This is a genomic window from Teichococcus rhizosphaerae (genome assembly GCF_002631185.1).
GTDB lineage: Bacteria > Pseudomonadota > Alphaproteobacteria > Acetobacterales > Acetobacteraceae > Pseudoroseomonas > Pseudoroseomonas rhizosphaerae.
The window spans coordinates 1-12,819 of record NZ_PDNU01000077.1; the positions used below are offsets into that span (position 1 = coordinate 1).

At 67.4% G+C, this 12,819-nt stretch carries 11 protein-coding genes and 1 pseudogene; 11 read left to right on the forward strand and 1 reads right to left on the reverse strand.

Annotated features, from left to right (window positions below; genetic code table 11):
• Positions 1–104 precede the first annotated feature (104 nt).
• A complete protein-coding gene (locus CR162_RS20895; protein ID WP_099097430.1) occupies positions 105–935 on the forward strand; it encodes a Bug family tripartite tricarboxylate transporter substrate binding protein in 831 nt (276 codons plus the stop codon).
• A 19-nt stretch (positions 936–954) separates the two neighbouring features.
• On the opposite strand, the gene CR162_RS20900 is transcribed toward CR162_RS20895, so the two are convergent.
• Positions 955–2,139: an acyl-CoA dehydrogenase family protein gene (locus tag CR162_RS20900; RefSeq protein WP_099097431.1), complete on the reverse strand. Its 1,185-nt coding sequence runs from the start codon at positions 2,137–2,139 to the stop codon at positions 955–957.
• Between the two features lie 213 nt (positions 2,140–2,352).
• On the opposite strand from CR162_RS20900, the gene CR162_RS20905 reads away from it, so the two are divergent.
• The 10 genes and pseudogenes from CR162_RS20905 (at position 2,353) to CR162_RS20945 (ending at position 12,209) form a co-directional block, all read left to right on the forward strand.
• The gene (locus CR162_RS20905; RefSeq protein WP_176559970.1) at positions 2,353–3,120 is read left to right on the forward strand and encodes an IclR family transcriptional regulator; all 768 of its coding nucleotides are present in this window, start codon (positions 2,353–2,355) and stop codon (positions 3,118–3,120) included.
• Positions 3,121–3,256: 136 nt separating this feature from the next.
• Positions 3,257–4,831, forward strand: coding sequence for a long-chain-fatty-acid--CoA ligase (locus CR162_RS20910; RefSeq protein ID WP_218014951.1), 1,575 nt, complete (start codon positions 3,257–3,259; stop codon positions 4,829–4,831).
• A 36-nt stretch (positions 4,832–4,867) separates the two neighbouring features.
• Complete coding sequence (locus CR162_RS20915) at positions 4,868–5,860, forward strand: Bug family tripartite tricarboxylate transporter substrate binding protein (RefSeq protein WP_245870517.1); 993 nt, start codon at positions 4,868–4,870, stop codon at positions 5,858–5,860.
• A 32-nt stretch (positions 5,861–5,892) separates the two neighbouring features.
• A complete protein-coding gene (locus CR162_RS20920) occupies positions 5,893–6,846 on the forward strand; it encodes a Bug family tripartite tricarboxylate transporter substrate binding protein (protein ID WP_176559971.1) in 954 nt (317 codons plus the stop codon).
• A 33-nt stretch (positions 6,847–6,879) separates the two neighbouring features.
• Positions 6,880–8,064: a thiolase C-terminal domain-containing protein gene (locus CR162_RS20925; protein WP_099097434.1), complete on the forward strand. Its 1,185-nt coding sequence runs from the start codon at positions 6,880–6,882 to the stop codon at positions 8,062–8,064.
• Positions 8,061–8,507, forward strand: a complete 447-nt coding sequence (locus tag CR162_RS20930; RefSeq protein WP_099097435.1) for a Zn-ribbon domain-containing OB-fold protein — start codon at positions 8,061–8,063, stop codon at positions 8,505–8,507. The genes CR162_RS20925 and CR162_RS20930 overlap by 4 nt, the downstream gene beginning before the upstream one ends.
• Positions 8,508–8,593: 86 nt before the next feature.
• Positions 8,594–9,511: a CaiB/BaiF CoA transferase family protein gene (locus CR162_RS20935; RefSeq protein ID WP_245870518.1), complete on the forward strand. Its 918-nt coding sequence runs from the start codon at positions 8,594–8,596 to the stop codon at positions 9,509–9,511.
• A gap of 1 nt (position 9,512) precedes the next feature.
• A complete protein-coding gene (locus CR162_RS23005; protein WP_245870519.1) occupies positions 9,513–9,734 on the forward strand; it encodes a hypothetical protein in 222 nt (73 codons plus the stop codon).
• 68 nt (positions 9,735–9,802) lie between these two features.
• Positions 9,803–10,965 (forward strand): annotated as a pseudogene (locus CR162_RS20940) (acyl-CoA dehydrogenase family protein).
• A gap of 14 nt (positions 10,966–10,979) precedes the next feature.
• A complete protein-coding gene (locus CR162_RS20945) occupies positions 10,980–12,209 on the forward strand; it encodes a CaiB/BaiF CoA transferase family protein (protein WP_099097436.1) in 1,230 nt (409 codons plus the stop codon).
• Positions 12,210–12,819 lie beyond the last annotated feature (610 nt).

Here is a 12,819-nt window from a genome sequence, read left to right on the forward strand (position 1 = left end):
GCCATCAGCACAGTCAGCGATAATGCCACCGTCAGGCTCTCGGCCGTGACAGCCTGACCCGGCAGCCCAACCCGCCGAAGATCATCGCGCTCCTACACCACGCGATGGGACACGACCTGACCGAGGGTCTCACGCAGCGACTGGGCGGCACCTTTGTGGCAGATTTCCGTCCTGGCGGATCACAGACCATAGGCACACGCCAAGTCGCCCGCGCGAGGCCGGATGGCCATACGCTGCTGATGGCTAGTGTCAGCGTCTTCACCATGGTGCCCTTCGCTGTGCGCAATGCAGGCTACGACGCGCTGGCCGACTTCGACCACCTCACCATGATCGGTAACACGCTCTTCATGCTGGTCGGCCATCCGCGCTGGCCGACGTTGGAAGCCTTCGTCGCCGAAGCGAAGCGCCAGCCGCGACAACTTGCCTATGGCAGTTGGGGCGTCGGTTCCACCTCCCACATCGTGATGGTGGATTTCATGCGCCGCGCCGGGATCGAACTGCTCCACATCCCGTTCGGCGGGTCCGGCCCGGCCATTACGGAAATCCTGGGCGGGCGGCTTGATCTGCTGTTCTCGACCTACGCCTCTGCCAAGCCGCATGTGGAGGCGGGCCGCCTGCGCGGTTTCGGTGTACCAAGCGCTCAGCGCGTCGCGTCCATGCCGCAGATCCCGACCATGATCGAGCTGGGCTATGAAGGCTTCACGTTTGATGCGTGGCTCAGCGTTTCCGCCCCCGCCGGCACGCCGGCGCCGATCCTGGCGAGGCTCGAGACCGCACTGGTCGATATCTTCGCGCGACCGGAAATGCGCCAGCGGCTGGACGCAGTCGGCCTTGAACCCTCGCCTCCCGGCGCGGCGGCGCTGCGGGAGAGCATCCGCCGGAACCTTGATCTCAACCGGGACCTGATGGCACGTGCGGGCGCCATGGCGGAATAGCGCTCGGCCCCCTTCTCCTTCAGGCAGTCGCCTGCTGCTGCGCCACGCCACGCTTCTCCTGCTTCGGCAGGATGCTGCGGGCAATGATCTGCTTCATCACCTCGATCGAACCGCCGGCGATCCGTGCCATCCGCGCATCGGCGTAGGCGCGCGCGATCGGGTATTCCCACATGTAGCCCCAGCCGCCGAAGAACTGCAGGCACCGGTCGACGACCTTCCCTTGCAGCTCGGTGGTCTGCATCTTGGCGATGGCGGCATCCACGGCATCGAGCTGGCCCTGCAGGTGCACCTCCAGGCAGCGGTCGACATAGACGCGGTGCACGGCAAGCTCCGCGCGCATCTCCGCAAGGCTGAACTGTGTGTTCTGGAAGTCGGCGAGGGCCTGGCCGAAGGCCTGCCGACCCACCGTGTACTCGATGGTCCAGGCAAGCGCCGCCTCGGCCGCCGCCATGGCGCGCACCGCCTGCACTAGGCGCTCCTGCGCCAGCTCGGTCATCAGCTGGGCGAAGCCGCGCCCCTCCTGACCCAGCAGGTTCGCGACCGGCACGCGGACATCCTCGAAGAACAGCTCCGAGGTGTCCATCGCCTTGCAGCCGATCTTCTTGAGCGGCTTGCCGCGGCGGAAACCCGGACGGTCGGCCTCGACCAGGATGAGGCTGATGCCCTTGCCCCGCGCGGTCGGGTCGGTCTTCGCCGCGACGACGACTACGTCGGCGCCCTGGGCGTTGGTGATGAAGACCTTCTGGCCGTTCAGCACGTAGTCGCCGCCGTCGCGGACGGCGCGAGTGCGGATGTTCTGCAGGTCGGAGCCACCGGAGGGTTCGGTCATGGCGACCGCGGCCAGCGCCTCGCCCCTCGCCATGGCGGGGAGCCAGAGACGCTTCTGAGCCTCGGTGCCGTAGTGCAGCAAATAGGGCGCAACGATGTCTGAATGGAGCGAAAAGGCGGGACCGGTCGCGCCCACCCGGGCGAATTCCTCGATTACGACGGCGCTGTGCAGGAAATCTCCGCCCATGCCGCCATACTCCTCCGGGATGGCGCAGCAGAGCAGGCCGGCCTCACCGGCTTTCCGCCACGCCTCGCGCGGGACCATGCCCGCCTCCTCCCATGCTCCGTGGTGGGGCACAATCTCGCGCTCGGCGAAGCGCCGCACTGAGTCGCGAAAAATCTCATGTTCCGGGGTGAAAATGCCTCTCGGGATCACCTGGCGCCCTTTCCTCAAGACTGGGGCTCGACCCTAGCGGTGGTTTTCTGATATGAATAGGATTTTTGCATGTCGAAGACGGTGCCGCTATCCTCCGCTGCGGGGAACGCCCGACGGGGCGCTCCCCGCAGGAATGGGAAAGGCATCATGGGACCGGATGGGGAAAACTTGCCGCAAGCGGGCCGTGCCGGGGCGCGTGCGCGGAAGGGGGCCGTGGTGGCCGGGAAGGAGATCAAGCTGGTCGGCGCGGCGGCCGGCGCCGTGCGCATTCTTCAGCACCTCGCGCGCTCGCCCGAGCCGGTGGGGCTGACGCCGCTCGCCCGGGCGCTCGGCCTGAATGTCAGCACCTGCCTCAATCTCCTCCGCACGCTCGCGGAGTTCGGCCTGGTCCGGGCGAATGTCGGCGCCAAGACCTACCAGATCGGTCTCGGAGTGCTCGATCTCGCGCGGGGCATCCTGACCCTTGGCGGTGCGGCCGCGGCCGTCCAGCCGATGATGCGCGAGATCGCGCTGCGGCACGGGGTGACCGTCACCCTGTGGCGCCGGGTCAGCACTGATCGGATGGTCCTGACCAACATCGTCGAGAACGACCGCCTGATGCGCATCCGCATGAGCATCGGCCAGCGCCTGCCGCTGCTTATCGGCGCCGGCGGACGGGTGATGGCGGCCTATGCCGGATTTGACGAGGCCGAGCTGCGCCGCGGCTTCGAGGAGCTGCGCTGGCACCGGCAGCCGACCTTCGAGGCCTATCTCAGGGAGATCGAGGAGACCCGCCGGCAGGGCTGGGCGATGGACAACGGCGCGCATGTGCAGGGGACGCTGACCGTCGCGGCACCGGTGGTGGACGACCGGGGCGCGGTCAACCTCGTTTGCAGCGGCACCATGTTCGGCGAGCAGCACGACCGCGTGACGATTTTCCGGGTCGCGGAGGATCTGAAGGGGCTTTGCGAGAGCCTGCGCCTCGCCGCTGCCGGTCTCTAGGCTCAGGGTCTTGGGTTTTTCGGCATTACGAATGCTCTTCTCTTGTTAGAATATTTTGGCTTGCCGCAGGCGGGCGCGGAGCCCTAGGCTTGTGGGTGGGACAGGAACACGTTCCAGGAAGGGCATCTCCGGGATCATGACGGCACTGATGGACCGCCGCTTGCGTCTGACGCGCGGCATCGATAGGGCCCGGCAGATCCGGGGCGACGCGACAGCCCTGTCCTACGGAACGCTGAACCTGACCTGGCACCAGTTCGGCGACCGCGTGGCGCGGCTCGCCAGCGTCCTGCGGTCGCTGGGGACCGGCGAGGGGGATCGCACCTCGATCCTCGCGCATAGCAGTCACCGCTATGTGGAGGCGTTGCATGCCGCGCTCTGGGCAGGTGGCGTCGCGGCGCCGGTGAACAGCCGCTTCTCCCGCGCCGAGATCGCCGAGATGCTGCGCGACTGCGCGCCGAAGGTGCTGATCATCGACGACGCCTTCCTCGCCGATGCCGAGGCCGTCCTGCCGGAACTGCCGGAGCGGCCGGTCCTGCTTCATGCCGGCGAGGAACCGGCTCCTGCGGGGTGGCTCAGCTATGAGGCGGTGCTTGCCGCGACGCCGCCGATAGAGGATGCCGGCCGCGGCGGCGACGACCTCGCCTGCTTGTTCTACACTGGGGGAACGACGGGCCAAGCAAAGGGCGTGATGCTGAGCCACGCCAATCTCTGCACCAACGCGCTCAACATCTCGGGGCCCGTCGGCTTGGGCGAGCACGCCATTCATCTGCATTGCGGACCGCTGTTCCACCTGGCCGCGGCCGGGCGGGTCTTCGCAGTGACCGTGTTCGGAGGACAGCATGTGGTGCTGCCACGCTTCGATCCGGCCGAGGTCCTGCGCGCCATCGCCCGGCACCGGGTGACACTCGCGACCTTCGTGCCGACGATGATTAACAGCCTGCTCGCCGAGCCGGATCTCGAAGCGCATGACCTCTCGAGCCTGCGCACCATCAGCTATGGCGCCGCTCCGATGCCGGAAACGCTCCAGCGCAGGCTGATGGAAGTCCTGCCGCGCTGCGGCCTGCTGCAATCCTACGGCATGACGGAAACCTCGCCCGTCGTCACCATGCTCACGCGGGAGATGCATGATCCCGCCCTCGGCAAGCTGAACTCGGCGGGTCGGGCCATCGCGAATGTGGATCTGCGCATCGCGGATCCTGACGACCGGCCCGTGCCGCGCGGGGTAGTGGGCGAGATCCAGGTGCGCGGACCGACCGTCATGCTCGGCTACTGGCACCGGCCGGACCTCACCGAGGCGGCGCTGCGCGGCGGATGGATGCACACCGGCGACGGCGGGTACCTCGACGAGGATGGCTACCTGGTCGTGGTCGATCGTCTCAAGGACATGATCGTATCGGGCGGGGAGAACGTCTATTCGGCGGAGGTTGAGAACGCCATCCACCGCCATCCGGCCGTCGCAGAATGTGCCGTCTTCGGCATTCCCGATCCGGTCTGGGGCGAGGCCGTCCACGCCGTCGTAGTAGCGAAGGACGGGGAGGAACTAACGTCCGCGGCCGTCATCGCGCACTGTCGCAGTCTGATCGCCGGCTACAAATGCCCCAAGGCCGTGGAAATCCAGGCGGAGCTGCTGCCACGCAGCGGCGTCGGCAAGATCCTGAAGAGCGCATTGCGGGCTCCTTGGTGGGCAGACCGCGCCCGCCGCATCAACTGACGCGGCGCCGGGCGCCATTACGGGAGAAGAAACGCGATGGAACATCTGCCCCGCCGCGTGCTGATGGGGATTGCCGCCGCATCGGCCGGGGTGCCGGTGCGTCGCGCCGCCGCTTCGGGCTGGCGCCCGTCCCGGCCGGTCCGCCTGGTCGTGCCGGCACCGCCCGGCGGCATTACCGATATCGGCGCACGGCTCCTCGCTGCCCACCTGCAGGAGAGCTGGGGTCAGCCCTGCGTGGTGGACAACAAGGCGGGCGGCGGCGGCGTGATCGGCACGCAGGACTTCCTGCGCGCGGCACCGGACGGGCACACCATGCTCGTCGGGAACATCGGGCCGCAGGCTACCGCCTACTCGCTGTTCCGTAACCTGCCCTATACGGCCGACGCATTCGCTCCGACTTCGGGCCTCATCCGCGGGCCGAATGTGCTGGTCGTGCATCCTTCGGTGCCGGCGACCAGCGTCAGCGAACTCGTCGCTCTGCTTCGCCGCGCGCCGCGCAGCATGAACTACGGCTCATCGGGCATCGGTCAGTCGCCGCATCTGGCGGGCGTCTGGTTCCTCCAGCTTACCGGCACGGAGGCTACGCATGTTCCCTTCCGTGGCTCCGCGCCCGCGATGACCGAGCTGCTCGCGGGCAACCTTCAGTTCATGTTCGAGAACTTGATCGCGGCGAGCCAGCACATTCAGGCTGGACGGCTGCGCGCCATCGCTGTGACATCGGCGACGCGCAGCCCGCTCTTTCCCGACCTGCCGCCACTGCGGGACACGGCACCGGACCTCGCAGCCTACGATGTCAGCACCTGGGTGGCACTGTTCGGCCATGCCGCGGCGCCGCGGGAGGCGATCATCTCCTGGAACGCCGAGGCGCGCGCCATGCTTCAGTCGCCGCAGACCGTGGCGCAGCTTCGCCAGGCCGGGTCTGAACCGCACGTCGCCATGCCCGAGGAGTTTGCCGCCTTCGTCAATGCCGAGATCGGCAAGTGGCGAGAGGTCATCCGGCGAGAAGGTCTCGTCCTAGAGATGAACTGAGGGCCGAGGCCATGCATCTCCCCAGACGCTGTATGCTGGCGCTCTCTCTGCCCGGGCTGGCGATGGCCTCGACGGTTCGGGCACAGGCTTGGCCCGAACGCCCGATCACCCTTGTCATCCCGTTTGCGCCGGGCGCCTTCACCGACGCAGTCGGCCGCTTCGTCGCCTCCGCGCTGACGCCGCGCCTCGGTCAGTCGGTGCTGGTGGAAAACCGGCCGGGCGCGGGCGGCTCTATCGCCGCGCGGTCGGTCGCGCGCGTGGCGCCGGACGGCTACACGCTGCTGGTCGGCACGCAAGGCACGAACGCCTCGAACGCCTCGCTGCTGCGCAATGCGGGCTACGATCCCATAAATGACTTCACCCCGGTGCATGGTCTCGCGAAGATCGTTGGCACCTTGGTGTGCAACCCTGCGCGACCATGGCGGACCGTGGCGGAGCTGGTGGCCGACGCCAAGCAGCGGCCCGGCCGGATCACCTACGGCTCATCCGGAAGCGGCACGGTGCAGCACCTGCTTGGGGAGATGTTCAGGCTCTCCGCTGGCGTGGATATCGTTCATGTGCCCTATCGTGGCAGCGCGCCGGCCCTGACCGACCTGTTGGCAGGCGCCATAGACCTGATGTTCGAATATCCAAATCCGGGGATTGAGAACATCCGCGCTGGACGCATCCGCCCACTCGCCGTGGCGGCGCCCGAGCGGCTCGATGGCCTGCCCGAGGTGCCCACGATGGCGGAGGCAGGGATCCGCGGCGTCGAGGCCGAGACTTGGTTCGCTCTCTTCGGCCCGCGAGGTCTGAAGGCCGAAGCACTCGACCGGCTCGCACGCGAGACGAAGGCTATTGTGGCGAGCGAGGAATTCGCCGCCTTCATACACCGTCAGGGTGCCTCGGCCCTGATGCTCAAGGATCAGGCACTGCGCGACTTCCTCGCATCCGAAGTGGCGAAGTGGCGCGGCTTCGCGGAGGCAAGCGGGTTCCGCCTCGACTGAAGGCGATGGAATGACAGGAAGGGTTTGGCACCAATGAGCGAGCGCACTCTGCGCGGAAAGGTGGCAATCGCCGGCATCGGCGAGACCGCCTACTACAAGCACGGGCAGTCGCCCGATGCGGAGTTCAAGCTGGCGCTTCGGGCGGTGCTCGCCGCCTGCGAGGATGCCGGCATCGACCCGAGGGAGGTGGATGGATTCGCGTCCTATGGCGACGACCGGTCACAGGCAGTGCGCCTCGCCGCAGCGCTCGGGATCAAGGAACTGCGCTTCTCCAACATGCATTGGGGCGGCGGCGGCGGCGGTGTCGCCGCGTCGGTTGCGAATGCGGCGGCGGCGGTGCATTCGGGTCTGGCCAACTGCGTCATCGCCTTCCGCTCCCTCGCGCAGGGACAGTTCGCCCGCTACGGCCTTAGCCGGCTTGGCGACACCGCGAAGGACGACGACGCCTTCCTGGCACCTTACGGGTTGATTTCACCCGCCCAGCGCTTCGCCATGAAGATCACCCGCTTCATGACCGAGCACGGCATCCGGCACGAGGCGCTGCGCAGCATCGCCATGGCGTCCTACCACCACGCGCAGAACAACCCGCGTGCGGTGATGCACGGCCGGCCGCTGACGGAGGAGAAATACGACGCCTCCCGCTGGATCATCGAGCCGTTCCACCGCCTTTTCGACTGCTGCCAGGAGAACGACGGTGCGGGCGCAGTCCTGGTCGTGCCGGCGGACAGGGCAAAGGACCTGCCGCACCGGCCGACCTACCTTCTAGGCACCGCACAGGGTGGGCATCATCGCAGCGCCGCGCCAGTGCACAACGCGCCGGAGTACGCGTCTGCACATTTCCCGACCGTGGCGAAGAACATGTGGGCTATGGCCAGGCTGGGTCCGCAGGATGTGGATGTCGTGCAGGCCTATGAGAACTTCACTGGCGGCGTGCTGCTGTCGCTGGTGGAGCATGGCTTCGTCGACCCCAGGACCGCTAATCAGTTCTTGGTGCCGGAGAACCTGTTCGCGCCGTCAGGGAAGATGCCGCTGAACACCAGTGGCGGGAACCTGGCCGAGTGCTACATGCACGGACTTGAGATGGTCAACGAGGCCGTTCGCCAGTTGCGCGGTACGGCAAACAACCAGGTGCCGGACGCCGAGATCGTCGCAGTGCTCGGCGGCCCGATGGTGACGCCCGTCAGCAGCCTGGTCCTTGGCACGGAGGCAACCCTGTGAGCACAACGAAGACCCTTGCCCTGCCTGCCGGCCTGCCGGCGCCCAACCAGGAGCCGCTAACCAAGCCATACTGGGAAGGGACGCGCGCCGGCAAGCTGGTGATCCAGCGCTGCGGGGGCTGCGGCGCTCATCAGTGGGGCCCCGAGTGGCTTTGCCATCGTTGCCATTCCTTCGATCTCGGCTGGGAGGAGGTGGCACCGCGCGGGCGGATCTGGTCCTGGCAGCGCCCGCACCATCCGGTGCACCCAGCGCTGACCGGGCACGGCCCCTACACCATCGTCCTGGTCGAACTGCCGCATGCCGGCAAGGTCCGGATGGTCGGCAACCTGCTCTGCGCGTCTGACGCGAAGGTGGAGATCGGCGCCGATGTGGAGGCCGTCTTCGAGCCGCATGACGAGGCAGATCCTCCCTACACCCTAGTGCAGTGGAAGGTCGTGGACTGAGGTCTGTCCGGTCTCACGCCGCGCAAGCCGGTGGCGGCGATCCCAGCCGCCAGGAAGTGGGTGAACGAAACATCCTGGAGATCGACATGGGACCGCTTGCCGGGATCAGGATATTGGAACTCGCCGGCATCGGCCCGCTTCCGATGTGCGCCATGCTGCTCGCCGATCTCGGCGCGACAGTTCTTCGAATCCAGGGGTCAGACCCGCCCGAACTCGGCGTGAAGCGCCCGATCGCGGCGAACCTCGCTCTGCGGGGCCGGCGTGCCATTGCGCTCGACCTCAAGCAGCCTGAGGCGAAGGTGCTCGTCCTGCAGTTGGTCGAGAGAGCAGATTGCCTGCCCGAGCGATTCCGCCCAGGCGTTGCGGGGCGCCTGAGCCTCGGGCCGGAGGACTGTCAGGCCCGCAATCGGCACCTCGTCTATGGCTGCATGACAGGCTGGGGGCAGGCCGGACCACTTGCCCAGGCCGCGGGGCACGACCTCAACTACATCGCATTGGCCGGGGCACTGCATGCCATCGGCCGTGCAGGACAGCCACCGGCGCCGCCGCTGAACCTACTCGGTGACTACGCCGGCGGTTCGCTCCACCTCGCGGTCGGCGTGCTCTCCGCGCTACTGGAAGCGCGGCGGTCTGGACAGGGACAGGTGGTGGACGCTGCCATCGTAGACGGCACGGCGCATCTGATGACCGGCTTCCATGGCCTGCTCGCCGCCGGAATAGTGCGTGAGGAGCGCGGGACGAACCTGCTCGACTCCGATGCCTATTTCCACGATTGCTACGAGTGCGCTGACGGCAAGTGGATTTCGGTCGCGCCGACCGAGAGACGCTTCCACGCGGAGCTCTTGCGCCGCCTGGACATCGACCCGGAGAGCTTCCCGCCGCAGCGCGACCGCGCAAGCTGGCCGCAGGCGCACCAAGCCTCGCGGCCGCGTTCCGCACCCGCATCCACGAGGCTTGGTGCGCGGCGCTTGAGGGAACGGATGCCTGCTTCGCGCCGGTACTGACATGGAGGATACGAAGCGGCACCCACACATGGTGGCGCGCGGCACCTATCTGGACGTCGACGGCATCGCGCAGCCCGGGCCGGCGCCGCGCTTCAGCCGTACCAAGCCCGCGCCGCCCACCTCGCCGCAGGAAGCGGATCCCGCCCAGGCCGCCGACACCCTGGCAGAGTGGCTTGTGAGCGACGAGGTGGCGGCCCTGCGCGCGTCCGGCCTGTCGAGCTGATGCCGCAACCTTGTCACGGTCGGTCACCACCTTTCCTCGCCTGTACCATGAGAACTGAGGAGCGTCACATGCTTGCGTTGACATCCGGCCAGGAGCAGATCCGGCAGGAGATCCTCCGGCAGTGCGCGGCATTCGGAGACGATTACTGGCTGCGCAAGGACGCCGAGGGCACCTTCCCCCAGGAGTTCTTCGACGCGATGGCGCGGGGCGGGTGGCTCGGGATCGCCATGCCGTCCGACTTCGGGGGAAGCGGCCTCGGCATGATGGAGGCCGCTGTGATGATGCAGGCGGTGGCGGAATCCGGGGCTTGCATGAGTGGCGCCTCCGCCATTCACATGAACATCTTCGGCCTGAATCCCGTCGTCGTGTTCGGCACCGACACGCAGAAGGGTCGCATGCTGCCGCCACTGGTCCGCGGCGAGGACAAGGCCTGCTTCGCGGTCACCGAGCCGAATGTCGGGCTGAACACCACCCAGCTCAGGACGCGGGCGGACCGCCATGGTGACCACTACCTGATCCACGGCCAGAAGATGTGGATCTCGACAGCGCAGGTGGCGACGAAGATCTTGCTGCTGGCGCGCACGACCCCGCTCGAATCAGCTCGGCGGAAGACCGACGGGCTCTCCCTCTTCTACACCGACCTCGACCGCAGCCGGGTCGAAATCCGCAAGATTGACAAGCTCGGCCGGCATGCGATCGACTCGAACATGATGTTCTTCGATGGGATGCGGGTGCCCGTCGAGGATCGGATCGGCGAGGAGGGCAACGGGTTCCACTGCATTCTACATGGAATGAACCCGGAGCGAGTCCTCGTAGCGGCGGAGGCCGTCGGCATTGGCCGCGCCGCGCTCGCGAAGGCCTCTCTCTACGCGAAGGAGCGAGTCGTTTTTGGCCGTCCAATCGGCCAGAACCAAGGCATCCAGCACCCACTCGCCAAATGCTGGGCGCATCTGGAAGCGGCCAATCTGATGGTGCTGCGGGCGGCCTCCCTCTACGACCAGGGCAAGGAGTGCGGCGCCGAGGCGAATGCTGCCAAATACCTGGCGCCGAGGCGGCCTTCACTGCCTGCGAGACGGCAGTGATGACTCTCGGCGGCATGGGGTATGCGCAGGAGTATCACGTCGAGCGCTACCTGCGCGAGAGCCTGATTCCCCGCATCGCGCCGATCAGCCCCCATCTCATCCTGAGCTTCCTTGCCGAGCGTGTGCTCGGCCTTCCCAAATCCTATTGACGAGAGGACCGGCCATGACAGGAAGAGAGGCAGGCGGCGCGGATCCGGCACTGCCCCTGCACGGGATCAGGGTCGTCGACCTCAGCACCGTGCTAATGGGGCCCTACGCCAGCCAGACGCTGGCCGATTACGGGGCCGAGGTGATCAAGGTGGAAACGCCGGAAGGCGACTCCACGCGGCGCACCGGCGTCGCCACCGAGGCGGGGATGGCCGTGACCTTTCTCGGCCTCAACCGGAACAAGCGCAGCGTCGTGCTCGACCTCAAGGACGCCAGGGCGCGTGAGGCCCTGCTACGGCTCGTGGATAGCGCCGACGTCTTCATGCACAACATCCGACCGCAGAAGCTGTCCGCAATCGGTATCGATCCCGACGCGCTGCTGAAGCGCAATCCACGCTTGGTCTATGCCGGGCTGCACGGGTTCGGGCAGGGCGGGCCCTATGGCGGCAGCCCGGCCTACGACGATGTCATCCAGAGCATGTGCGGCCTCGTCGCTGTGAGTGAGACGCAGTTCGGCGAGCCGCGCTACCTGCCGACCGTCATCGCTGACAAGGTCAGCGGCCTCTTCGCTGCGAACGCGATCCTTGCCGCGCTGATGGGGCGGAATCGCGCGGGGCGCGGCTGCTTCGTCGAGATCCCGATGTTCGAGACCATGGTCGGCTTCACCATGGTGGAACATCTCTACGGCGCGACCTTCGTCCCGCCGCGGGGTCCGGCCGGGTACCCGCGCACGCTCTCGCCCTGGCGCCGGCCCTACCGGACCCAGGACGGCCATGTGAGCCTGATGCCATACACGGACCGGCACTGGCGGAACTTCTTCCTGGAGGCCGGCGAGCCGGATCTGGCTGCGGATCCGCGGTTTGCAGGCATCGACAACCGCACGCGCAATACCGGCGCGCTCTATGAGGCCGCGGGGCGGATCGTCGCGGGGCGGACCACCGCCGAGTGGCTGGACGCCTGCCGGCGGCTGGAGATTCCTGCGGCACCAGTGCTGCGAATCGAGGATCTGCTGTCGGATCCACATCTGCACGCCACCGGCTTCTTCTCTGAACATGTGGATCCGGGCATGGGCCGGCTTCGCATGCCGGGTGTCTCGGTCCGGTTCGACGGGCGGCGGCCGCCGGTCGGCCTGCCTCCGCGGCTCGGGGAGCACACTGAGGAAATTCTCGGCGAGGCGGGCCTGACGGAAGCCGAGATCTCCGCGCTGACGAGGTCGGGCTCCGCAGATGCGGGTGCGAAGCGATGAGTGGCGACGGCCGGCCGCCTGCCGGGCCTTCGCAGGCCGCCACCGCGCCCCTTCTCGGACGCGGCTTCTACTGGCAGGATCTCGCCGTCAGCCAACGCTTCCGCACCTCCCGACGCACCGTTACGGAGACCGACCTCGTAAACTTCGTCTCCGTCACCGGGATGCTCGAGCCCATCTTCATCGACACCACGCACCAGGGTGCGACGGCCGGCCGGTTCCGGCAACGCTTACCTATACCCTTGTCGAAGGATTCCTGCTACGGACGCTGGTGCAGGGTGTGGGCCTCGCATTGCTGGAGATGTCCCAGCGGACCCATGTGCCGGTCCGTGTTGGCGACGCGATCTGGGGCATGGTGGAGATCACGGAAATACGGCCAACCTCGAAGGGCGGGCGGCGGCCCGCTCCGCTGTCGCCGTCATGAACCAGCGCGACGAGATAGTGCTGACCTATGACGTCAAGAGGCTTCAGGCCGGGCGTCCGGCGGCCTGACATTAATGGGGTGTGGCAAACACACGTGGCGGTTCCTGCTGCCGACCTTCGCGCTGCTGTGCGTGCTGCCGATGGCCGGCCCCGCGGCGGGTGAGGATGCCTTTCTGTCGCGCCCGATCCG